Source organism: Hymenobacter jeollabukensis (genome assembly GCF_005771675.1).
GTDB lineage: Bacteria > Bacteroidota > Bacteroidia > Cytophagales > Hymenobacteraceae > Solirubrum > Solirubrum jeollabukense.
Genome location: NZ_VAJM01000021.1, coordinates 1 through 21,347 on the forward strand (window position 1 = coordinate 1; position 21,347 = coordinate 21,347).

Sequence of the window (21,347 nt, forward strand, 5' to 3'; positions counted from 1 at the left end):
GTAGCCCGTCGTTACGTCGGCAGCGTCTTCCACCGTGGCCACGTCGCGCAGGTACACGCCCGGGCCGGCGCCGGTGCGCAGGGGCACGTCCAGAAAGTCGGCCGGGTGTTCAATCAGCGAGTTCACCGGGGCCATGTAGGCCACGTCCCCCATCTTCACGTTGCCGGCCGCCGAGGGCTGGTTGCTGCTGACGATGGCCTTGACCACGTCGTCGGGCGTGAGCTGGTAGCCGCGCAATTTGGCCGGGTCGGCCTTCACCACGATGGTGCGGATATTGCCGCCGAACGGGGCCGTGGACGTGACGCCCGGGATGGTGGTAAACATGGGCCGGATGCGGCTGGCGGCCAAGTCCTGCAGCTGGGTCAGGGAGCTTTTGTCACTTTCCAGCACCAATTGGCCCACGGGCAGGGAGCTGGCATCGAAGCGCACCACCTGCGGGGGCAGGGTACCCGTGGGCATAAAGGCCGTGGCCCGCGAGACCTGGGTGGCCACCTCGGCCGCGGCCTGGGCCATGTCGGTGCCGGGGTAAAAGGAGAGCTTGATCAGGGTCAGTCCCTGGATGCTCTTGGTTTCGATCTTCTTGACCCCGGACACAAACAGGAAGTTGTTCTGGAACTGGTTGGCCATGAAGCCGTCCAGCTGCTCAGGGGAGAGACCACCGTAGGGCTCGGCTACATAGATGGCCGGCACATCCATGCTGGGGAAGATGTCCACGGCAATGTCGCGCACAGCGGCGAAGGCGAAAAAGAGGATGGCCAGCATGGCCACCACCACGGTGAGGGGCCGCTGCAGGGCCGACCGGATGAGTTCGTACATGCGGCTAGGGCGTTACGTGGGTGAAAAAGAAGGAGAAGTCGCCGGCGGCGGCGGTTTGCAGCAGCACGGCCTGCCAGGCAGCGTTGGCGGTAAGCACCTGGTCCTGTTCGGCCTGCTGCAGCCCGTAGAGGGCCTGGGTCACGTCGACCACGGTAGCCAGGCCGGCGTTGTAGAGGGCCAGCTTCTGGCGGAAGGCCTGGCGGGCCGCCGCGAGCTGCAGCGGGCCCTGGCGGGCGCGCTCGGCGGCCAGCGTCAGGCGCTGCTCAGCCAGGGTGGCCTGGTTGCTGAGCTCCAGCTGCTGTTGGCGGTATTCGGCCTGCAGCCCCTGGGTGCGCAGGTTTTCGGCTTTGGCCTGAGCCTGCACGCGGGGCCAGTCGAGCAGGTCGAACACCACCCCTACCCCCACGGCGTAATTGAAGCGGGTGGGTGCCGCCCCGGCCAGCCCGTAGTCGGTCTGGCCGTTGTAGCCCAGACCGGATCCCCGGCCCCATGTAGCGCCCAGCAACGAAATCCGGGGCCGGTACTGACGACGAATAACCGTCTCGCGGGCTTGGCCCAGGTCCACCGCTCTTTGTTGCAGGCCTAGCGTGGGGTGCGTGGCCGTGGGCGGCACCAGCGCGGGCGGCAGGGTACGGTTGTAGAGGGTATCCGGCTGCCAGGTAGCACCGGGCTGGCCCAGCAGCGTGGAAAGGCGGGCCTGGCGGTCGGCTTCCTGTTCCTGGGCACTCACCAGCGCCAGCCGGGACTGCGCCTCGGCCGCGCGGGCCAAAGTGCTGTCCACGCCGGGGCGCAGGCCGTTCAGGGCCAGCCGGGTGATGGTTTTTTTGAGTACGGCTACCCGGCGCACATCCTGCTCGCGCACCTGGCGCAGGCTCTGGGTGGCCAGCAAATCAAGGTAGGTCTGGGCCACCCGCAGCTGCTGGGTAAACAGCTCGTTGTCGGCGTCGGCCTGGGCGTAGCTACGGGCCGCTTCGGCGCGGGCCTGCTGGGCCGGGTACTGGCCGAAGGTGACCGGGCTCCACTCGGCCAGGGCCGTGCCCATACTGCCGAACACGGCGTTGTAGGAGTTGACCCCGCTCAGCGAGCCGCTGCTGGGGATGATGGTGCCGATGGGCAGCATGGTGCCGGCCACGGCGTTGTTGGAGCCGTAGCTCACCTGCCCGCTGAGCCGCACGGAGGGCAGGCGCTGGGTTTTAGTCAGGGCAATATCGGCCTCGGCGGCCTGCACCTGGTAGGCTTTGGCCTGCAGGTGCGGGGCCTGGGTGCGGGCCAGCTCCAGGGCTTCGTTCAAGGATAATGGCCGGCCAGTGGCCGTACCTTGGGCATGGCTGGCCGTTGTCGCCAGCAGTAGGGTGGCAGTCAGGAGCCAGCGGCCCGGTGGCAATGCCCCCCGGGTCGGGTAAAAACAAGAAAACATGGGCTGAGAGAAGTCAGGATAGAAATCCGGGCCGGGCGCGCAGGGGCGCAGTCGGCCAGTTGACAGGCAGAGGTGCTGGGACTCTCAGGAAAAGGCGGGGTTGCCCGGGGGCCGGAGCCGGGGCAACGGAAGGGTGCCGCGCATGGCGGCGGGCCGGACCGGGCATAAAAAAACCGGTTATCGCCCCCATAGCAGGAGGCAATTAACCGGGTACGCACCCGGCTCCACTGCGCGTTTTCCTAAGAAAAGCGGACGGGCGGAGCCTTGTTGGGGTGGTTGGCAAATGACTGCTCGGGGCCGGCATTCGGGCCGCGGGCGGGGTTGAGCGTGGGCGCATCGACCGGAAACAGCAGGCCGAAATACAACGCCGGGAAATCATTTCCCAACACCACATCCAGGGGCAGCAGCTTGGCTTTGATCTCCAGTGCGTGCTTGGCCTGCGGATCGGCCTGCACGGTCTGCAGCTTCTTTTTGCAGAGGCCGGTTCGGGACGATTCCTGCTGACTACCCAAATCAGACACCGCTGTCGTGGTCCGGGCAGGCAGCGGCTGGCAATGCAGGGTAATACCTGCATAGAGTAGCAACAGCAAATGGGCCAGCAAACGAGACATAGACAACGGTAGCAGGTGCAAAGGTGCACACTTTTGCCGGAACGTAACCGGGTCAAAAGTCACACCGGCTAGCGGCATGGTTGCAGACGGGGCTGCACAAACCATGCCGCTAGCCGGTGGATTGCCCTTGAGCACAGCCGGATTACAGGCGTCTACCGACTGCGGCAAAGAAGTCGTCTTCTCGCTTGTTGACCTTGCCTAACTGGCTCATAGTAAGTGGCGCAAGCTGTCCAAAGCGCTTTCGCTCTGCCGCATCGGCCAAGTCCCGCAAATCGTGTAACATGGTATAGAAGGCCGTGATAAACTCGTAGTTGAGGATGCTGCTCACCGGTCCCCGCTGAAAGGCACGGTCCAGTCGGGACTCTCGGCTTAAAAAGAAGAAGGTGGTGATATCATACCGGTAGCCGACGACGATGTTGTTTGCTTGCATGAGCAATGCGCGCTGCTTCGGCGTCAGCAGCTTAAGGCGACGGGTCGCGCGGTGCTCCACTTCTTCGTAGAGCTTATCCAGCTTGTGGCCGAGGCTCCGGATTTTCAGGTAGGCGTCCTCGGGCGTTTCGCTGGCTGGCGACAAACTCACCACTAACGACTTGAGTGCGCACTCCGCACTCATGAGCAGGTCCACGTACAGCTTGGCAAAGAACGACGTGGTATCGTGCGGGCGATTGTCCTTTAGGAGACCGACGCGCCAGAGAAAATCATTGGCATCCGCGGCAAACGACGACGCTATTTTCCGTTTCAATGCTTGATTCGCGTTGAAACGACGACCTTTTGGCAACAGGTCTAGAGGGTTTAATTTCTTGTTAATCATGTACTTATGTGTTATTTTTTACATCCACCCACAGCAGGTAGACATAGTTTATAGGATTGGAAAGCCCATTAGTTTGCTCGCAAACCCAACTATTTTTCTTCTCCCCTGCCGCCCAGCACCAGAGATTCTCAAATCATGGTAAGGCCTTAAGATCATCGTCCTGAATAGTTTGCAGGAGTATTTGAAATATTTTGGAACCAAAGGGGAGAGCAACGTTGTATACATGAACAAATGATCATACATTTGCAGCACCTTATGACACCGACTACCACCTCCGCCGATCTGAACCTGACCACTGAGAAGATGGAGAAGGTGGCCTTTATCCTCAAGACCACTGCCCACCCCACCCGCATTGCCATCGTGCAGCTGCTGGCTAATCAGGAAAGCCTGTCGGTGACGGACATCAGCGAGAAGCTGGGGGTAGAGCAGAGCCTGCTTTCCCATCACCTGACGGGCATGAAGCTGAAGGGCATCCTGAACTCCTCGCGCGACGGCAAGAACATCTTCTACTCTCTGAAAATGCGCGAAGTGGTCGACGTGATTCAGTGCCTGGCCGGCTGTACATTCCTGTAAGGGAACCGGCCTTTTTTTGTCAAAATACATGAACAACCTTTCATAAATACATACGTTCACTCATTCAGGCATGTCTCACGCTCTCGGCTATTTCGCGGCTATCTTCATCGGCCTTTCCCTCGGCATCATGGGCGGGGGCGGCTCTATCCTCACCGTCCCGGTGCTGGTGTACCTGATGGGCGTGAGCCCGGTGCTGAGCACGGCCTACTCGCTGTTTGTGGTGGGCTCTACCTCCGTGGTGGGCGCCTCCGGCTACTTCCGCAAGGGGCTGGTGTCGCTGAAGACGGCCGTCGTCTTCCTGATTCCCTCCCTACTAGCCGTGTTTGCGGTGCGCAAGCTGCTGATGCCCGCCATTCCGCACGAGCTGTTCACGGTGGGCAGCATTGTCTTTACCAAGGATCTGCTGGTGCTGGTGGCCTTCGCCGTGCTGATGGTGGTAGCGGCCACCTCCATGATCCGCAGCAAGCAGGCGGAAGAAGTGCTCGACGAGGAGCTGCACCACCAGCATTCCTTTAACTACCCGCTGATTCTGGGCATTGGCCTAATCGTGGGCACGCTCACGGGCTTCGTGGGTGCGGGCGGCGGTTTCCTCATCATTCCGGCCCTGGTGCTGGGCGCCCGCCTACCGATGAAGCTGGCCGTGGGCACCTCGCTGGCCATCATTGCCCTGAACTCGCTCATCGGCTTTACGGGGGATTTGAGCGCCGGCACTCCCATTGCCTGGACGTTCCTGTTCGGCTTCCTGGCCTTTGCCTTAGCGGGCATCGTGCTGGGCACCTACCTGGCCCGCTTTATCCCGGGGGCTAAGCTCAAGCCGGCCTTCGGCTGGTTTACCCTGGCCATGGGCACCTTCATTCTACTGCGCGAGCTGGTCTTTACGCATTAAGCCGCTGCTCCTTGCCCCAGTAATTCCCGCTTTTTTCCTCTCTCCTCCTACTCATTTACCTGCTTCCACTCGCCTCACAACCGCTTTTGATCATGAAAATCGAACAGTTTGAAGACAAGGGCCTGGCCCACTTTTCCTACGCTATTCTCAGCGAGTGCGCCCGCGAAATTGTGCTGATTGACCCGGCCCGCGACCCGCAGCCGTATTACGATTACGCCAAGGCCCACGAGGCTACTATCGTCAGCGTCATCGAGACCCACCCCCACGCGGACTTTGTGAGCAGCCACCTGGAAATTGCGCAGCAGACCGGCGCCACCATCCGGGTGAGTAAGCTGCTGGGCGCCGACTATGCCTTTGAGGCCTTCGACGAAGGTGACTCCTTTACCGTAGGCAAGCTCACCTTCCGCGCCCTGAATACGCCGGGCCACTCGCCCGATTCCATCAGCATCGTGGTAAGCCGCGAAGGCAAAGACGAAGCCGTGTTTACCGGTGATACACTCTTCATTGGGGACGTAGGCCGCCCTGACCTGCGCGAGAAAGCCGGCAACATGACCGCTAAGCGCGAGGAGCTGGCCAAACAGATGTACCACTCGCTGCGCGACAAGCTCATGCCCCTGGCCGGGACGGTGGTCGTATACCCCGCCCACGGCGCGGGCAGCCTCTGCGGCAAGGCCTTAAGCGGCGCCAACAGCAGCACCATTGCCGACGAGAAATTCGGCAACCCCATGCTGCGGGAGATGAGCGAGGAAGAGTTCGTGAAGGAGCTGCTCCGAGACCAACCCTTCATTCCCAAATATTTCGGCTACGACGTGGCCCTGAACAAAGCCGGTGCCCCGGCTTACGCCCCCAGCTTGCAGCAGGTGCCGCGCCTGGCCGCCGGCACCCAGCTGGAAGCCGGTATACCCGTAGTGGACACCCGCCCCGAAGCCGAGTTCAAGCAGGGCCACGTGGAAGGGGCCCTCAACATTCAGCAGGGGGGCAAGTTTGAAACCTGGCTGGGCTCCATCGTGGGTCCTGAGGAGCCGTTCTACCTAGTAGCCGCGGATGAGGCCACGCTTGAAAACCTGATTCAGAAAACGGCCAAAATCGGCTACGAAGCCCTGATCAAGGGCGCTCTGGTTGGCTCGCCTTCGACGAAGGCCACGCTGCCGAAGCTCGATGTGGAGCAGTTCCGCCAGCACCCTGAGCAGTACACCATCGTGGACATCCGCAACGCCACGGAGCACCGCGACGAGCCGTTGTTTGCCGGTTCGCTGAACATTCCCCTGCCCGAGCTGCGCGAGCGGACCCAGGAGATTCCCACGGATAAGCCCGTGGTAGTACACTGTGCCGGCGGCTACCGCTCGGCCGCGGGCAGCAGCATCGTGGCTCCGGCCCTGCCTGGTACCGAGGTGCTCGACTTAAGCGAGGCCGTGAAGTCCTTCCAGTCCGCAGCCGCGCAGCACTAACCCCCAACGGCCGACCGGAGAGCTGCCGCCACGATGGCTCTCCGGTTGCCTTGCCAACTCTTCCATGTCTTCTCTCACCCTGTTGCTTTCTCTCTTCGCTATGTTTGGTCTGTTTCAAGGCGGTTCGCCCGCGTATAAAAACCTTACCCCCGCCCAGTTTTCGCAGGCCTTGCGCGAGCCCGGCGCGGTGCTACTGGACGTGCGCCGCCCTGACGAGTTTGCCGGCGGCCACCTGCCCGGGGCGGTGAACATCGACGTGACCGCCCCTGACTTCGCCCAGCGCGTGGCGGCCCTGGACAAAACCAAGCCCACCTACGTGTACTGCCGCAGCGGCGCCCGCTCGGCTACCGCAGCCGGCCAGCTCACCAAGAGCGGCTTTGCGCACGTGTCCAACCTGCTGGGTGGGGTGCTGGACTGGCCCGAAAAGCTGGTCCGCTAGCCTTCTTCCATTTCCACTTCCTGTTTAGCAAGGACTCCGGCCGGCAGCTGCGGCGGGCGGGCCGGAGTTCTATTCCCCTGACTTTCTAATCGTATGCTTGACTTCCTTCGCCAGCCCTGGCCCTGGTACGTGGCCGGCCCGCTCATCGGGCTAACCGTGCCGGCCCTGCTGCTCATCGGCAACAAAGCCCTGGGCATCAGCTCCTCGCTGCGCCACGTGTGCGCGGCCTGCGTGCCCGCCGGCATTCCGTTTCTTACTTACAACTGGCGCGCGGAAATCTGGAACCTGTTTTTCGTGCTCGGCATCGGCCTGGGCGGCTTCATCGGCTACCAGCTGCTGGGCCATCCCGATACCATTGCCATATCGGCCGAGACGGTGCGCGACCTGAAAGCGCAGATGCACCTGACCGACTTCTCGGGCCTGCTGCCCAAGGAGTTGTTTGCCCTCGAAAACCTCTCGAACTGGAAAGGCTGGGTGTTTTTGGTACTGGGCGGCTTCCTCGTCGGCTTCGGCACGCGCTACGCCGGGGGCTGCACCTCGGGCCACGCCATTTCGGGCCTGTCCAATCTGCAGTGGGTGTCGCTGGTGGCCGTCATTGCCTTCTTCGTGGGTGGGCTGCTAATGACTTGGGTATTCTATCCGATGCTGTTTTAACCGGCCTGTTCTCCCCTACCCTGCCATGCAAGCTGCTCCTCACCCCGCGGCCGCCGACTTCTGGGATGCCCGCTACGAAAGCGAGGCGTACGCCTACGGCACCGAGCCCAACACCTACTTCCGCCAGCAGCTGGATCAGTTGCCACCGGGCCGCCTGCTGCTGCTGGCCGAGGGCGAGGGCCGCAACGCGGTGTACGCCGCCCGGCGCGGCTGGCAGGTGACGGCGGTGGACTTCAGCGACGAGGCCCGCGCCAAGGCCCAGCGCCTGGCCGTGGCCCAGGGCGTACACGTGGACTACCAAGTGGACGATGTGACCAGCCTGCGCTGGCTGCAGCCCGGGCACTATGACGCCATCGGCCTGATTTACGCCCACCTGCCGTCCGTAGCCCGCTGGGCCGTGCACGCCGCCGCCGCCCGCAGCCTGGCCCCCGGGGGACACCTGATTCTCGAAGCCTTCAGTTCCCGCCAGCTGGGCTTGCCCTCCGGCGGCCCCCAATCGGCTGAACTGCTTTACGACCCTGACACCCTGGCCGCCGATTTCGCCGGGCTCACGGTGCGGGAAAACCACGAGTTGGGCGTCGTCCTGCACGAGGGCAGCTTCCACTCCGGCCCGGCTAATATCGTGCGCCTGCTGGCCACGCGCGCCTAACCTCTCCTTCTCTTACCTGACATGAAAAATCTAAAATACCTGGTGCTGGGCGTGTTGTTTGGCATTGTCCTGACTAAAAGCGAAGTGGTAAGCTGGTGGCGCATCCAAGAGATGTTCCGCTTCCAGTCGTTCCACATGTACGGCATCATCGGCTCCGCCATTGTGGTCGGCCTGATTTCCATCCAGCTCATCAAGCGCAACCGCCTGAAGACCATCAACGGCGAGGAAATCAGCATTGCCGACAAGAAGTACAACCACGGCACTTGGATCGGGGGCACCATCTTCGGGCTGGGCTGGGCCCTGACCGGGGCCTGCCCTGGCCCGATGTTCGCGCAGCTGGGCAGCGGCGTGGCCGGCGCGGCCGTCCTGATTCTGGCCGCCCTGGCCGGTACCTGGACCTACAGCGCCCTGCGCGAAAAGCTGCCCATGTAAGGTTGAGCAACCAACTATTTTTCTCCCCTATCTTCTAGCCTACGCCTGTCATGGAACCTGCTGAGGAACCCATTGTCGCGCGCCTCTCGGGGCTGGTGCGGGTGCTGCTGCTGCTGACGGCCGCGCTGGTCTTGGTGGTCGTGGTGGTGCTAACCCAGTTCTATGGCCCAGCCAGCCCACCGCCGCCGCCCCCGGTAGCCGAAGCCGACGAGGGGCCGCCCCCTTCCGGTAGCTACCACCGGCCGGCCACCCCGGCCCCGGACACGGCGACCATTCCCCGCACCGCCGCTGGCCGCCAGATCCGCTACGGCCGCGACCTGATTGCCCACACCGCCCGCTATCTGGGGCCGCAGGGTTCCGTCGCGCACCTGACCAACGGCATGAACTGCCAGAACTGCCACCTCGACGCCGGCACCAAGGGCTTCGCCAACAACTACCTGGCCGTAGCCGCTACCTACCCCAAACTGCGGGCCCGCTCGGGCACGATGGTCACGACGCAAATGCGGGTGAACGACTGTGTGGAGCGCAGCCTCAACGGCCGGGCGCTGGCTGACAGCAGCCGGGAGATGCGCGCCATCGTGGCCTACATCAACTGGCTGGGCCACGACATTCCCAAGGGGAAAAAGGTGTACGGCACCGGGTTCACGAAGCTGGCCTACTTACCGCGCGCCGCCGACCCGGTCGTGGGCAAGGCGGTGTTTGCCACCAAGTGCCAGAGCTGCCACGGCCCCAACGGGGAAGGCAAGCAACTAGCCGACGGGCGCGAGTACCAGTACCCGCCGCTCTGGGGAAAGCACAGCTACAACGACGGCGCGGGCCTGTACCGCATCAGTAATCTGGCCAAGTACGTGAAGGCCGCCATGCCCTTCGGGGCAGCGTTCGACCACCCCCAACTCACCGATGCCCAGGCCTGGGACGTAGCCGCCTTTGTCAACTCCCAGCCCCGGCCGCACCTGAACACGCCCCGGGACTGGCCCGACATCAGCAAAAAGCCCGTGGATCATCCCTTCGGGCCTTATACCGACTCCTTCTCGGAGCGCCAGCACAAATACGGGCCCTACCAGCCCATCGAAGATGCCCACCCGCAACTGGCCAAGGCCAAATAAGTCGTTCGCGCTGCCGCGCACCCTGCTCCTGCTGCTGGCCAGCCTGCTGCTGCCGGCGGCGGCCTGGGCGCAGCACGCCGAGCCGGCCCTGACCCGGCCGGTGACGGGGCGCACGCAACTGCCGCCCTACCCCGCCCCGGCGGCGCCGGATACAGTGCGGGCCCGCTCCCTGCCGGAGGCCTTCGGCCGGGGGCACTGGCACGGACGGGTGCGGAGTTACTCGATGGCCACCCTGAACCAGGGTCGCTACCCCGACTACTACGCCCAGGGTCTGGGTGCTGGGGCCCACTTTGAAACGGCCTCTTTCCACGGGCTACAGGTGGGCGTGGGCGGCTTTTTCTGGGCCAATCTGGCCTCCAATGACCTAGCCACGCCGGATTCGCTGACCGGCGCCGTGAGCCGCTACGAGGTAGGGCTATTCGACGTGACGAACCCCGGACGGCGCCGGCTCACCGGGCGGGCCGAGGAGCTGTTTCTGCGCTACCGCTGGCGGCAGTCCACCCTTACGCTGGGCCGGCAGTTGCTCACTACCCCGCTGCTCAACCCCCAGGACGGCCGCCTGAGCCCGAACTACGCCGAAGGGCTGTGGCTGGAAGTGAAAGAGCTACCCCGTACCATGTTCTCCGTGGGCTGGCTGACCGGGCTGGCCGTGCGCTCCACCACTGACTGGACTTCGGTGGGTGGCTCCGTGGGCCTGTACCCGGCGGGCGTAACGGAGGCGGGCCAGCGGGCCCTCTATGCGGGCAGCCTGCGCAGCCGGGGGCTGGGCATTGCGGGCGTGAGCCGGCAGATTAGCCCGCGCACTACCGCGCAGGTCTGGAACTACTACGCCGATAACCTGTTCAACGCCAGCTTCGCGGAGCTGACCACCGGCCGGGTCCTGGGCGCGGGCCTGCTCACGCTGGGCGCCCAGTACCATTACCAGCGCACGGTGGGTACCGGCGGCAACGCGAATCCGCAACTGGCTTACAGCGCCCCGGGACGCCAGGCCCACGCCCTGAGCACGCGCCTGGGCTACCAGCGCGGGGCCTGGAGCGTGAGCGGCAACTACACCCGTATCACCCGCCGCGGGCGCTTCCTGTTTCCGCGGGAGTGGGGCCGGGAGCCGTTCTACACCTTTCTGCCCCGCGAGCGGGAGGAGGGCTTTGGGGGCGTAGATGCCGCCGCCCTGCTCGGGAGCTATACCTTCGCCCGGGTGCCGGGTCTGAAAGCGGAAGCCGGCTACGGCCACTACTACCTGCCGGACGTAAAGAACACCCGCCTCAACAAGTACGGGATGCCCTCGTATCGCCAGCTGAACGCTTCCCTGACCTATGCTTTCCCGGGCTGGGCCAAGGGACTGCGCGGACAGCTGCTCTACGTGTACAAAGGCCGACTGGGCAACACCTACGGCGAGGACCGCTACGAAGTCAACAAAGTAGACCTGCACTTGCTGAATCTAATTCTCAACTACGATTTTTAACCCTTTCCCCTGCGCTATGAATGCTCCGCTCCGTTTACTTGCGGCCCTGGCCCTGCTCCTGGCCAGCCTCACCACCGCGCTGGCCCAGACCCCGGCCGCCGGGAAACCCGCCGCCGAATTCACGGGCGCCGTGGCGGATAAGGCAGAATATAAAGTGGTATACCAGCTCGACAGCGACGACCCCAAGCTCATCAAGCAGACCCTGCGCAATATGAAAAACGCGCTGGAGGACCCGCGCCTCAAGGGCAAGCTGCAGATGGAGCTAGTAGCCTACGGGGGCGGCACGGATGTGTACCGCAAAGCCCAGCCCTACGAGGCCGAGCTGAAAGCCCTCCAGCAGCAGGGCGTGCTGCTGGCCCAGTGCCTGAACACGATGAAAGAGCGCAAGATCAGCAAGGACGAGCTGTTTCCCTTCGTTAGCTACGTGCCCACCGGCAACGGGGAGCTGATTATCCGCCAGGCCCAGGGCTGGGCCATCGTACACCCCTAAGTAACGGAGTCTCCTATACTTCCGTCCCCTAAAGCCACTAGCCATGACTACTCCGCGTCTGGGTCTGCGTGAAAACTGGCACCAGTTCAGCCTGCTGGTTTTGGTCAATGCCTTCGTGGGTGGCATGGTGGGGTTGGAGCGCACCATCCTGCCCCAACTCGCGGAGCAGGAATTTCACCTGGTGGCCCGCTCGGCCATCCTGTCCTTTATCGTGGTGTTTGGGCTCACCAAAGCCGCGGCCAACTACTACGCGGGGGCCTGGGCCAATACAGTGGGCCGTAAAAACCTGCTGGTACTCGGCTGGCTGTTTGGCCTGCCAGTGCCGCTGCTGCTGCTGTGGGCGCCCTCTTGGGGCTGGGTGATTGTGGCCAACGTGCTGCTGGGCTTCAACCAGGGCCTGGCCTGGTCGAGCACGGTGGTGATGAAGATTGACCTGGTCGGCCCCAAGCAGCGCGGGCTGGCCATGGGCCTGAACGAGTCGGCCGGCTACCTGGCCGTGGCCGCCACGGCCTTTGCCTCGGGCTGGCTGGCTACCGAGTACGGCTTGCGGCCCTACCCGTTCTACCTGGGCATCGCCCTGGCGGTGCTGGGCCTACTCGGCTCCCTGCTGGTGCGCGATACGCGTCACCACGTGGCGCTGGAAGCGGCCCAGGCCCCGGCCGGGCCGGTGGGTGCTCCCCTCTCATTCTGGGACGTAACCTGGCGCCACGCCAACCTGGGGTCCGTGACGCAGGCCGGGCTCGTGAACAACCTCAACGACGGCATGGTCTGGGGGCTGCTACCGCTGCTGCTGGCCGGCAAGGGCTTTACCCTCACCCAGATCGGGACCGTGGCGGCGGTGTACCCGGCCGTGTGGGGCCTGGGCCAGCTGGTGACCGGCCCGTTATCCGACCGCCTCTGCAAGAAAGACCTGCTCTTCTGGGGCATGCTGCTGCAGGGGGCGGTGCTGCTGGCCATGCTCTTCACCTCGTCCTACCCGGTGTTTCTCCTGCTGGCCGCCCTGCTTGGGGCAGGCACGGCCCTGGTGTATCCCACGTTCCTGGCGGCCATTGCCGAGTATTCCCCCCTGACTCAGCGGACCCGCAGCGTGGGTATCTTCCGCCTCTGGCGCGACGCGGGGTACGCCATCGGGGCGTTGCTCACCGGCGTGCTGGCCGATACGCTGGGGCTTCCGGCAGCGCTGGCGGCCATCGGGGGCCTGACGGTGCTTTCCTCCCTCGTGATTCGCCGCCGCATGTACTGCCTGCCCGTTTCGAGCAGCGTTGAGTTGCCGGCTGGCAGCTGCAGCCGGCCGACCCCAGCATTCCGCCTGAGCAGTCAGCTGCTGGCCCGCCCGCTAAGCTCCTACCGATTCCAGCCTACTCTACACTGCGCGTGAAAACGGCTCCGGTTCCTGTCTACTGCATCGATTCCTACCCGGAAGGCCACGGGCACGATGCGTTTCACGCCCAGCGGCTGGAGACGGTGATTGCCGGGTTTTCGGGCATCGACAAGGCCCACACCCACGACTTTTACCTGCTGCTGTACGTCACGGCTGGCACGGGCACCCACACGGTTGATTTTATTACCTATGCGGTGCACCCCGGCAGCCTGTTTCTGCTGGCCCCCGGCCAGATGCACAGTTGGAACCTGAGTGCTGACTGCCAGGGGTATTTGCTGTTTTTTGAGGCCGGCTTTTACCTGCAGCGCTACCCCAGCAGCCGCCTGCACGAGTACCCGTTCTTCAAGCCCCTGCACTCGCCCGTGGTGGAGCTGCCCGCCGGCGCGGGCACCTTTCCCGTGCTGCTGGAACACGTGCTGCAGGAAGCGGAAAGCCCTTTCGACAACCGGCTGGAAGTACTACGCGCCTGCCTCTACGTGCTGCTGGAAATGGCCGCCCGCTACGCCCGCGCGGAGCCCGCCGGCAGCAGCCCGCGCCAGGTGCAGCAGCTCCACCAATTCGAGGAGCTGCTGGAACAGCACTTTCGCACCAAGAAAACCGTGCAGACCTACGCCCAGTGGCTCAACCTGACGCCGAATCACCTCAACGCCCTGTGCCGCCGGCACCGGGGCCACACGGCCAGCGACCTGATTCAGCAGCGGGTGGTGGTGGAAGCCCAGCGCCTGCTGGTGCACTCCCGGCAGCCCGTTAAACAGATTGCTGCCGAGCTGGGCTTTCAGGATGCGTCCTACTTCGGGCGCTTCTTCCGCAAGCGCACCGGCCTGACGCCCGACCAATTCCGGGAAAATCGTTGATCTGTACGCAAAACACCCTGTTTTGTGCCTTTACCCGCTTTTAGAGAAAGGGTAAATTTGTAAATGTACCAGAGCACCGGCGCCGCCGGTTCCATCCGCTTGGGTACTGCCCCACCCGTCCGGACGGGGGCCACTCCTTTCGCTCCTATTGGTTATGGCAACTTCCTCTTCGTCGCTGCTGGCCTTTGCAAACCAGCGCTGCCCCCGCTGCCACCAGGGCCGCGTGTTCAAAACCTCGGCCCTGAACCTGGCCCATTTTCAGGATATGCACCAGGCGTGCCCGGTCTGCCACCAGCACTACGAGCCGGAACCCGGCTTTTACTGGGGCGCCATGTACATCAGCTACGCCTTTTCGGTCGCCATCGTGGTAGCCGTGGGCATTGCCACCTACGTGCTGGGCCACGACCCCGACGCCTGGGTGTACATCACGGCCGTGGCCGTCACGACCCTGCTCATGGTGCCGCTTTCCTTCCGCTTCTCCCGCCTGGTCATGCTGCACCTGTTCGCCGGCATCGACTACGACCCCGCTGTGGAGGCGCGCGTGACGGGCCACCAGTGGCGGCCGCGGGCGGCGGCCCGCCCGATGACCGCCGAGCAGTAGGTTTTTATCCCGCTGCCGGGTAGCTTTCATGCTATCAGGCGCTTAGCGGCGCCTAATCCAGGGTCTATCCGCTTTGTCAGCTGCCATGTCCGTCGAAATCCTGTCCCGCATCCAGTTTGCCTTTACCATTGCCTTTCACTACATCTACCCGCCCCTGAGCATCGGGCTCGGGGTGGTACTGGTGGGCATGGAAGGCATGTACCTGAAGACCCGCAACCCGCTTTACGAGCGGCTGACGCGGTTCTGGATTCGCATCTTCGCCTTGATCTTCGGCATCGGCGTGGCCACGGGCATCGTGATGGAATTCGAGTTTGGTACTAACTGGGCCACCTACTCGCGTTACGTGGGCGACATTTTCGGCTCGGCCCTGGCGGCGGAGGGCATTTTCGCTTTTGCGCTGGAATCGGGCTTTTTGGGCATCCTGCTCTTTGGCTGGAACCGCGTCTCGCCACCGGTTCACTTCTTTTCCACCATCATGGTCGCCCTGGGCTCCATGTTCTCGGCCGTGTGGATTGTAGTGGCCAACTCCTGGCAGCAGACCCCGGCCGGCTTCCACATCGTGGGCTCCGGGATGACGGCCCGGGCCGAGGTGACCGACTTCTGGGCCATGGTGTTTAACCCCAGCAGCGTGGACCGGCTTTCCCACACCATCATCGGCGCTTTGCTGGCCGGCTCCTCCCTGGTGCTGAGCGTGAGTGCCTGGTACCTGCTCAAGGGCCGCTTCGTGGAGAGCTCACGGGCTGCTTTCAAAATTGCGCTGGCCGTGGCCACCGTGGCCGGCCTGGGCCAGCTCTTTACCGGCCACCACTCGGCCAACGGCGTGGCCGTGAACCAGCCGGCCAAACTAGCCGCCTTTGAGGGCCACTACGCCGCTTCCGCGCCGGCCGATATGTACCTGCTGGGCTGGGTCGACAACAACACGCAGCAGGTGAGCGGGCTGGCCGTGCCCGGCGGGCTGAGCTTTCTGTTGCACGAAGACTTCAAGGCGCCTGTGAAAGGGCTTAACAGTTTCCGGCCCGCGGACCGGCCGCCGGTCAACTTCGTGTTTCAGACCTACCACCTGATGGTGGCCATCGGCATGGCCCTCATCGGCCTGACGCTGCTGGCCAGCTTCCTGCTCTGGCGGGGCCAGCTCTGGCAGTCCCGCTGGCTGCTGGGCGTGTTCGTGGCGGCCGTGCTGCTGCCGCAGCTGGCCAATCAGCTAGGCTGGTACTCGGCCGAAGTGGGCCGCCAGCCCTGGGTGGTGTACGGCCTGCTGCGCACCTCCGACGCGCTGTCCAAGGCCGTGACAGCGGGTCAGGTGTGGTTTTCCCTGATTCTGTTTACGCTGGTCTACGCCCTGCTTTTCGCCCTGTTCCTGTACCTGCTCAACAAGAAGATTCAGCACGGCCCCGACGAGGAGGAGCTCAGCGAAGCCCATCACCTCTCGCCGGCCTCCAAGCGCAACAACCCCGTCATTTCCCACGACGCACCGGGAGCTTCCGCCGCCGCGCTGCGTCACGTATCCGACCTCTAACCCCCACAAGCATGGCAACTTTTCTGGGACTGGACCTGGCCGTATGGTGGTTCCTGGTGGTGGGGGCAGTGTTTACGGGTTACGCCGTGCTGGACGGCTTCGACCTGGGGGCCGGCGCTGTGCACCTGCTGCTGCGCAAGGAAGAAAGCCGCCGCATCGCCCTGAACGCCATCGGGCCGGTGTGGGACGGCAACGAGGTGTGGCTGGTGATTGGCGGGGGCACACTCTTCGCGGGCTTTCCAGTGGTCTATGGCACCGTGTTTTCGGCCTTTTACGTGCCGTTCATGCTGTTTCTGGTCGCCCTGATTTTCCGGGCCATTTCCATCGAGTTCCGCAGCAAGGAACCCATGCCGTGGTGGCGTACGCTATGGGATTGGAGCTACTCGGTGGCCTCGGTGGTCATTGCCCTGAGCCTGGGCGTGGTGCTGGGCAACCTCATCCAGGGCCTGCCCATTGGCGCCGACCGGGAATTTCACGGTTCCTGGCTGACCTTCCTGAACCCATACGCCTTGCTGGTGGGCGCTACCACGGCGGCGCTGTTTGCCCAGCACGGGGCGGTGTACCTGCTGCTCAAGACCGAGAACCGCATTTTTGCCCGCCTCACGCTCATCGTGCGCCAGACCCTGCGCGTGTTCGTGGCCCTATACCTGGTACTGTCAGTGGCCACACTCTGGCACGTGCCCCACATGCTCACCGTGTTCCGGGCCCAGCCCTGGCTGTTTGCCGTGCCCCTGCTCACGCTGGGCCTAGTGCTGAGCATTGGCCAGTTGATTCGGCGCCGGCGCTACTTCGCGGCCTTTCTCTGCTCGGGCTCCATTGCCGCCCTGCTGCTACTGATGGTAGCGGCAGGCCTGTTCCCGGTGCTGGTGCGTTCCACGCTCAACCCGGCCTGGAACCTGACCATCTACAATTCGGCCTCTTCTGCCAAGTCGCTGGGCATCATGCTCACGATTGCCGCCATAGGCATCCCGCTGGTGGCCACCTACACGGGCTTCGTGTTCTGGGTCTTCCGGGGCAAAGTGCGCCTCGATGAGGCCAGTTACTAGTTCTGTGCAAACCCGCTAAGCACTCTTACAATGTCCTGCCAGCTCAACTGCACCATACACACATCATTCATGTGAAAGCATGATCCTATTTACCCATGTTCATGTAAAGTACTCCCCCACTTGTCATTTCCCACTCCCTACAACCCCTGACGCCATGCATGTCCATCCTGCTTCCCATCACCAAGTACTCATCATCGGGGGCGGCAACGCCGGCCTCTCGGTAGCCGCCCAGCTGCTCCTGGCTGACCGCCGCCTGCAGGTCACCATCCTTGAGCCCAGCGCCAAGCACTACTACCAGCCGGCCTGGACGCTGGTGGGCGGTGGGGCCTATGATATTTATGATACCGAGCGCAACGAGGCCGATTTCATTCCGAAAGGTGCCCAGTGGCTGCAGGACGCAGCGGCCTCCTTCGAGCCCGACGTCAACGTGGTGGTCACGGCCAGCGGGCAGCGCTTGGGCTACGATTACCTGATCGTAGCCCCGGGTATTCAACTGGACTGGCACAAAATCAAGGGGGCCAAAGAAGCGCTGGGCAAGAACGGCGTGTGCTCCAACTACGGCTACGACCTGGCCCCGTACACCTGGGAGTTCGTGCGCACCTTTACCGGCGGCACGGCCTTGTTCTCCGCCCCGAATACGCCCGTCAAGTGCGGCGGCGCGCCCCAGAAAATCATGTACCTGGCCAGCGACAACTGGCGCAAGCGCGGCGTGCTTAATAAGGCTGACGTGCGCTTCACTTCCGGCGGCGGGGTGCTGTTCGGGGTGAAGATCTTTGCCGAGGCCCTGCAAAAGGTCGTCAACCGCTACGGCATCAAAACGGACTTTTTCCATAACCTGAAGGAAATCCGCGGCGAGCAGCGCGAAGCGGTGTACGACGTGTACCGGGACGGCCAGGTGGTGGGCGAGGTCACCAAGCACTTCGACCTGCTGCACGTGGTGCCCCCCATGAGCGCCCCGGATTTCATCAAGCACAGCCCCCTGGCCGTGCCCGGCAACCCGCTGGGCTGGGTGGACGTGGACAAGCACACGCTGCGGCACGTGCGCTACGCCAACATCTTCGGGCTGGGCGACGCCACCTCCACGCCCAATGCCAAAACCGGCGCGGCCGTGCGCAAGCAGGTGCCCGTGGTGGTAAACAACCTGTTGTCGCTGCTGCGCGGGCAGCAGTTGGCCGGCAACCCGCCCTACAACGGCTACGGCTCCTGCCCGCTCGTAACGGGCTACGGCAAGCTGATTCTGGCCGAGTTCGACTACGACAACAACCCCACCCCCAGCTTCCCCATCGACCAGGCCCAGGAGCGCTTTTCCATGTGGCTGCTCAAGCGCTACGCTCTGCCGTGGCTGTACTGGAACAAAATTCTGGCCGGTAAAGCGTAACCTTTCCGGTTGCTGTCTTTACCCGCATAGAGCTAGGTTGCTACCTAAACGTGCCCACGGCAGAGCCGTATGGCCTAGTTAACTCTAATCAGGCTAACACTGGCCTTACTGCACCTGACCTATGAAAGGTTACCACTACCGCTTTGCCATTCGGGGCTACTCGCATCCGCTGCTCTACGACTTATCTGCACGCAACCCTAGTCCCGATCTGGCATTTATGAACGAGGAGTACGACAGTGGTGCTCCTCAGTTCTTTTTCACATCTGCTCATCTGAACGAATTAAGTGAGCCAGCGCAGGTTTGGGGAAGGGCCCGGCAGTTGCTTGATATGTTCCATGGCATTTACGTACTGGCCTCTTTATCTCCCAATTCCCCCTTCGGGTCAGCACGTCCGGTGCTTCATAATCTGTACGATTTATGGGCTGACAAAGGGCTCGACTCCGAAACGCCGGATGAGCCAAGCAAGCAGCCTTACACGGCCGCTGTACTGGCTGAGCCAGTGCATCCGGTTTATAGCAGCGGCCCGATGAGCCAAGCCTTGCTGCTTGCCCGCACGGAGCACGATGTGCTTACGCTATTGATCCAACTGGGCCAAGAACTAGACTTACGCACGCTCTACGCCATTGTGGATACGCTGCGCCATTATGAAAGTGACTTTGACGGGCTTCTACAGAAGGCGGGCATTTCCAACGCCAAGTACAAACTGTTCACCCGCACAGCGGACAACTTCGGCGCTTCGGGCTTGCTAGCGCGTCACGGCCCTAGCAACAACCAACCGCCTGCCAATCCGATGCCATTACCTGAAGCGCAGTACTTGGTTAAGTTGTTGAGCCGGCAATATCTAACTGACCACCACGGAATCCAGTTTCCAGATCCCATCGTGTACGAGGATGCCGACGGCATGCTGGAAGATTTTTAGCCTTGCAATTCACTATGGGCACCACCCTCTCCTTCTTCCAGCTCAATGATGTGCACGGCTACCTGAACCTGCACCAGGAGCTGTTTTACGGCCCCTCGGGTCCCGAGTACCGCCCTTGTGGAGGCTATGCCCGCATTGCCACGCTGCTGCGACAGTGGCGCGAGCAATACCCGGCGAGCCTGCTCTTCGATGGCGGCGACACGTTTCACGGCACCCGGCCGGTGGTGGACACGAAAGGCGAAATCCTGGTACCCATTCTCAACGAGCTGAACATAGCGGGCATGACGGCCCACTGGGATTTTGCCTACGGCCCGGCTCGGCTGCGGCAGTTGGTAGATCAGCTCAACTACCCTCTGTTGGCCGCCAACGTGTACGATAAGGTCTCGGGGGAGCTGGTGTACGCTCCCTATCAGGTCTACGAAACGGCCGGCCTGCGCGTGGGCGTCATCGGCCTGGCCTGCCCCATCGTCGACAAAACCATGCCGGCGCATTTCGGCGAGGGCCTGCGCTTCACCGATGGCACGGCGGAGCTGCCCCGCTACGTGGCCGAGCTGCGCGGGGCTCAACGCGCCGACCTGGTGGTGCTGCTCTCCCACTGCGGCTTCCCCCAGGACGTGGCCCTACTGCAGGCGCACCCCGGCGTGGACGTGTGCTTGAGCAGCCACACCCACAACCGCCTCTACGAGCCCTTCCGCGCGGGCAACTGCCTGGTCATGCAGTCCGGCGCCCACGGGTCCTTCGTGGGCCGCCTCACCCTCACCGTAGAAGGCGGCCGCGTCACCGCCCACGACCACGAGTTGCGGGAAGTCGGCGCGGACCTGCCGCCCGACCCGGCTATGCAGGCGCGCATTGATGCGGCCCTGCAGCCCTATGCTAGCTTGCGCGAGGTGGTGGGCGTCACCGCGACCGGGCTGCACCGGGGCACGTCAGTGGAATGCCCGGCCGACGATTTTCTGCTGGCCAGCATCCGGGCGCTGGTGCCGGCCGACGTGTACTTCTCCAACGGCTGGCGCTACGGAGCCCCCATTCCTCCCGGCCCGATGCAGCTCAACGACCTGTACGACCTGGTGCCGATGGACCCGGAGATTGAAACGGTCGAGCTCAGCGGCGCGGAGCTGCGGGAGATGCTGGAGAAGAACCTGGAAGGCACCTACAGCCAGGATCCACTGCACCAGATGGGCGGCTACGTAAAGCGGGCCCTGGGCCTGAAAGCGTACTTCAAAGCCGAGAATCCAAAGGGCAGCCGCCTGCAAACCGTATTCGTGCAAGACCAGCCCCTGGACCCGGAACGGACCTATACGGCCGCGTATATCACCGCGCAGGGCGTCCCGCCTCAGTTTGGCCGCCACCGCCGCAAAACCGGGCAGCACGTAGTAGCCGCTATGCGGGCCTATTTAACCCAGCACCGGCCCATGGTCGTTCATCCGCACGCGACGTTCGTAGTGGTATAAGGCCCGGGGCAGCCCGGGCGCCCGCTTTACTGCTTCCAAATGCCCGCATTTCCCCGTTACCGCCCAACTATGACCAGCAAGGTCTGGCCGCGGCCCGCACCCGCATGGCCAACGAGCGCACGTTTCTCACCTACGTGCGCACCAGCCTGGCTATGCTGGGCTTTGGTCTGGCCCTGATTCAGCTGCATCCGGTGCGCGCCGGCTCATTGGGCTACTGGGCGGTTGGTGCTGCCGGCGTTGTGCTGCTCACCGGCTGGCTGCGCTTCCGGATGCGGCAGCAAGAGATAGAAAAATGCCGGCTACCCGTCCCGCGCACGCCATAAGCGGCAAGGATGGGCAGTCGAGAAAAAGTAGTACCCCAGAGGAAACTAGTTACAGCTGCTTGGGTGGTGAACGGCTGTACTGAT

General features: G+C 63.4%; 23 protein-coding genes. 19 read left to right on the forward strand and 4 right to left on the reverse strand.

Features of this window, described 5'->3' with window-relative positions:
* From FDY95_RS25260 to FDY95_RS25275, 4 genes are all read right to left on the reverse strand, one after another.
* On the reverse strand, positions 1-816 hold an 816-nt coding region (locus FDY95_RS25260; RefSeq protein WP_138082411.1), incomplete at its 3' end, for an efflux RND transporter permease subunit.
* 4 nt (positions 817-820) lie between these two features.
* A complete protein-coding gene (locus tag FDY95_RS25265; protein WP_171025852.1) occupies positions 821-2,107 on the reverse strand; it encodes a TolC family protein in 1,287 nt (428 codons plus the stop codon).
* Between the two features lie 365 nt (positions 2,108-2,472).
* The gene (locus FDY95_RS25270; protein WP_138082415.1) at positions 2,473-2,844 is read right to left on the reverse strand and encodes a hypothetical protein; all 372 of its coding nucleotides are present in this window, start codon (positions 2,842-2,844) and stop codon (positions 2,473-2,475) included.
* A gap of 142 nt (positions 2,845-2,986) precedes the next feature.
* Entirely contained in the window at positions 2,987-3,655 is a 669-nt protein-coding gene (locus FDY95_RS25275; protein WP_138082417.1) for a hypothetical protein, read from the reverse strand.
* Between the two features lie 255 nt (positions 3,656-3,910).
* Here FDY95_RS25275 and FDY95_RS25280 point away from each other — a divergent pair, with 255 nt between their 5' ends.
* From FDY95_RS25280 to FDY95_RS25370, 19 genes are all read left to right on the forward strand, one after another.
* Positions 3,911-4,228 (forward strand): ArsR/SmtB family transcription factor, encoded by a 318-nt coding sequence (locus FDY95_RS25280; RefSeq protein ID WP_246074122.1) that lies wholly within the window; start codon positions 3,911-3,913, stop codon positions 4,226-4,228.
* A gap of 70 nt (positions 4,229-4,298) precedes the next feature.
* Positions 4,299-5,114, forward strand: a complete 816-nt coding sequence (locus FDY95_RS25285) for a sulfite exporter TauE/SafE family protein (protein WP_138082419.1) — start codon at positions 4,299-4,301, stop codon at positions 5,112-5,114.
* A gap of 92 nt (positions 5,115-5,206) precedes the next feature.
* Positions 5,207-6,562, forward strand: a complete 1,356-nt coding sequence (locus FDY95_RS25290; RefSeq protein WP_138082421.1) for an MBL fold metallo-hydrolase — start codon at positions 5,207-5,209, stop codon at positions 6,560-6,562.
* A 100-nt stretch (positions 6,563-6,662) separates the two neighbouring features.
* Positions 6,663-7,001, forward strand: a complete 339-nt coding sequence (locus tag FDY95_RS25295; protein WP_212744959.1) for a rhodanese-like domain-containing protein — start codon at positions 6,663-6,665, stop codon at positions 6,999-7,001.
* A 93-nt stretch (positions 7,002-7,094) separates the two neighbouring features.
* A complete protein-coding gene (locus FDY95_RS25300; RefSeq protein WP_138082425.1) occupies positions 7,095-7,655 on the forward strand; it encodes a YeeE/YedE family protein in 561 nt (186 codons plus the stop codon).
* Positions 7,656-7,680: 25 nt separating this feature from the next.
* The gene (locus FDY95_RS25305) at positions 7,681-8,304 is read left to right on the forward strand and encodes a class I SAM-dependent methyltransferase (protein ID WP_138082427.1); all 624 of its coding nucleotides are present in this window, start codon (positions 7,681-7,683) and stop codon (positions 8,302-8,304) included.
* A gap of 21 nt (positions 8,305-8,325) precedes the next feature.
* Positions 8,326-8,736, forward strand: a complete 411-nt coding sequence (locus FDY95_RS25310) for a DUF6691 family protein (protein WP_138082429.1) — start codon at positions 8,326-8,328, stop codon at positions 8,734-8,736.
* Positions 8,737-8,786: 50 nt separating this feature from the next.
* Positions 8,787-9,842 (forward strand): c-type cytochrome, encoded by a 1,056-nt coding sequence (locus FDY95_RS25315; RefSeq protein ID WP_138082431.1) that lies wholly within the window; start codon positions 8,787-8,789, stop codon positions 9,840-9,842.
* Positions 9,811-11,304 (forward strand): OprD family outer membrane porin, encoded by a 1,494-nt coding sequence (locus FDY95_RS25320; protein WP_138082433.1) that lies wholly within the window; start codon positions 9,811-9,813, stop codon positions 11,302-11,304. The genes FDY95_RS25315 and FDY95_RS25320 overlap by 32 nt, the downstream gene beginning before the upstream one ends.
* A gap of 16 nt (positions 11,305-11,320) precedes the next feature.
* Positions 11,321-11,794 (forward strand): DsrE family protein, encoded by a 474-nt coding sequence (locus FDY95_RS25325; RefSeq protein ID WP_138082435.1) that lies wholly within the window; start codon positions 11,321-11,323, stop codon positions 11,792-11,794.
* 43 nt (positions 11,795-11,837) lie between these two features.
* Positions 11,838-13,172 (forward strand): MFS transporter, encoded by a 1,335-nt coding sequence (locus FDY95_RS25330; RefSeq protein WP_138082437.1) that lies wholly within the window; start codon positions 11,838-11,840, stop codon positions 13,170-13,172.
* Entirely contained in the window at positions 13,169-14,029 is an 861-nt protein-coding gene (locus FDY95_RS25335) for a helix-turn-helix domain-containing protein (protein WP_138082439.1), read from the forward strand. The genes FDY95_RS25330 and FDY95_RS25335 overlap by 4 nt, the downstream gene beginning before the upstream one ends.
* Before the next feature lie 154 nt (positions 14,030-14,183).
* On the forward strand, positions 14,184-14,630 hold the full coding sequence (locus FDY95_RS25340) for a DUF983 domain-containing protein (protein ID WP_246074123.1): 447 nt from the start codon (positions 14,184-14,186) through the stop codon (positions 14,628-14,630).
* A gap of 85 nt (positions 14,631-14,715) precedes the next feature.
* Positions 14,716-16,146 carry a cytochrome ubiquinol oxidase subunit I gene (locus FDY95_RS25345; RefSeq protein ID WP_138082440.1) on the forward strand — a complete coding sequence of 477 codons (1,431 nt, stop codon included), beginning with the start codon at positions 14,716-14,718 and terminating at the stop codon, positions 16,144-16,146.
* 11 nt (positions 16,147-16,157) lie between these two features.
* On the forward strand, positions 16,158-17,192 hold the full coding sequence (gene cydB / locus FDY95_RS25350) for a cytochrome d ubiquinol oxidase subunit II (protein ID WP_138082442.1): 1,035 nt from the start codon (positions 16,158-16,160) through the stop codon (positions 17,190-17,192).
* A 154-nt stretch (positions 17,193-17,346) separates the two neighbouring features.
* Positions 17,347-18,570 carry an NAD(P)/FAD-dependent oxidoreductase gene (locus FDY95_RS25355; protein WP_138082444.1) on the forward strand — a complete coding sequence of 408 codons (1,224 nt, stop codon included), beginning with the start codon at positions 17,347-17,349 and terminating at the stop codon, positions 18,568-18,570.
* Between the two features lie 121 nt (positions 18,571-18,691).
* Positions 18,692-19,489: a hypothetical protein gene (locus FDY95_RS25360; protein WP_138082446.1), complete on the forward strand. Its 798-nt coding sequence runs from the start codon at positions 18,692-18,694 to the stop codon at positions 19,487-19,489.
* Between the two features lie 14 nt (positions 19,490-19,503).
* The gene (locus tag FDY95_RS25365) at positions 19,504-20,940 is read left to right on the forward strand and encodes a bifunctional metallophosphatase/5'-nucleotidase (RefSeq protein WP_246074124.1); all 1,437 of its coding nucleotides are present in this window, start codon (positions 19,504-19,506) and stop codon (positions 20,938-20,940) included.
* A 104-nt stretch (positions 20,941-21,044) separates the two neighbouring features.
* A complete protein-coding gene (locus FDY95_RS25370; protein ID WP_138082448.1) occupies positions 21,045-21,263 on the forward strand; it encodes a DUF202 domain-containing protein in 219 nt (72 codons plus the stop codon).
* The last annotated feature ends 84 nt before the right edge of the window (positions 21,264-21,347 follow it).

Coding starts and splice junctions, on each gene's coding strand:
- FDY95_RS25310 (WP_138082429.1), top strand. CDS start 8,326: ATGAAAAATCTAAAATACCTGGTGCTGGGCGTGTTGTTTGGCATTGTC.
- FDY95_RS25270 (WP_138082415.1), bottom strand. CDS start 2,844: ATGTCTCGTTTGCTGGCCCATTTGCTGTTGCTACTCTATGCAGGTATT.
- FDY95_RS25330 (WP_138082437.1), top strand. CDS start 11,838: ATGACTACTCCGCGTCTGGGTCTGCGTGAAAACTGGCACCAGTTCAGC.
- FDY95_RS25295 (WP_212744959.1), top strand. CDS start 6,663: ATGTTTGGTCTGTTTCAAGGCGGTTCGCCCGCGTATAAAAACCTTACC.
- FDY95_RS25355 (WP_138082444.1), top strand. CDS start 17,347: ATGCATGTCCATCCTGCTTCCCATCACCAAGTACTCATCATCGGGGGC.
- FDY95_RS25365 (WP_246074124.1), top strand. CDS start 19,504: ATGGGCACCACCCTCTCCTTCTTCCAGCTCAATGATGTGCACGGCTAC.
- FDY95_RS25290 (WP_138082421.1), top strand. CDS start 5,207: ATGAAAATCGAACAGTTTGAAGACAAGGGCCTGGCCCACTTTTCCTAC.
- FDY95_RS25320 (WP_138082433.1), top strand. CDS start 9,811: ATGCCCACCCGCAACTGGCCAAGGCCAAATAAGTCGTTCGCGCTGCCG.
- FDY95_RS25280 (WP_246074122.1), top strand. CDS start 3,911: ATGACACCGACTACCACCTCCGCCGATCTGAACCTGACCACTGAGAAG.
- FDY95_RS25315 (WP_138082431.1), top strand. CDS start 8,787: ATGGAACCTGCTGAGGAACCCATTGTCGCGCGCCTCTCGGGGCTGGTG.
- FDY95_RS25285 (WP_138082419.1), top strand. CDS start 4,299: ATGTCTCACGCTCTCGGCTATTTCGCGGCTATCTTCATCGGCCTTTCC.
- FDY95_RS25370 (WP_138082448.1), top strand. CDS start 21,045: ATGGCCAACGAGCGCACGTTTCTCACCTACGTGCGCACCAGCCTGGCT.
- FDY95_RS25300 (WP_138082425.1), top strand. CDS start 7,095: ATGCTTGACTTCCTTCGCCAGCCCTGGCCCTGGTACGTGGCCGGCCCG.
- FDY95_RS25325 (WP_138082435.1), top strand. CDS start 11,321: ATGAATGCTCCGCTCCGTTTACTTGCGGCCCTGGCCCTGCTCCTGGCC.
- FDY95_RS25305 (WP_138082427.1), top strand. CDS start 7,681: ATGCAAGCTGCTCCTCACCCCGCGGCCGCCGACTTCTGGGATGCCCGC.
- FDY95_RS25360 (WP_138082446.1), top strand. CDS start 18,692: ATGAAAGGTTACCACTACCGCTTTGCCATTCGGGGCTACTCGCATCCG.
- FDY95_RS25345 (WP_138082440.1), top strand. CDS start 14,716: ATGTCCGTCGAAATCCTGTCCCGCATCCAGTTTGCCTTTACCATTGCC.
- FDY95_RS25340 (WP_246074123.1), top strand. CDS start 14,184: ATGGCAACTTCCTCTTCGTCGCTGCTGGCCTTTGCAAACCAGCGCTGC.
- FDY95_RS25275 (WP_138082417.1), bottom strand. CDS start 3,655: ATGATTAACAAGAAATTAAACCCTCTAGACCTGTTGCCAAAAGGTCGT.
- cydB (WP_138082442.1), top strand. CDS start 16,158: ATGGCAACTTTTCTGGGACTGGACCTGGCCGTATGGTGGTTCCTGGTG.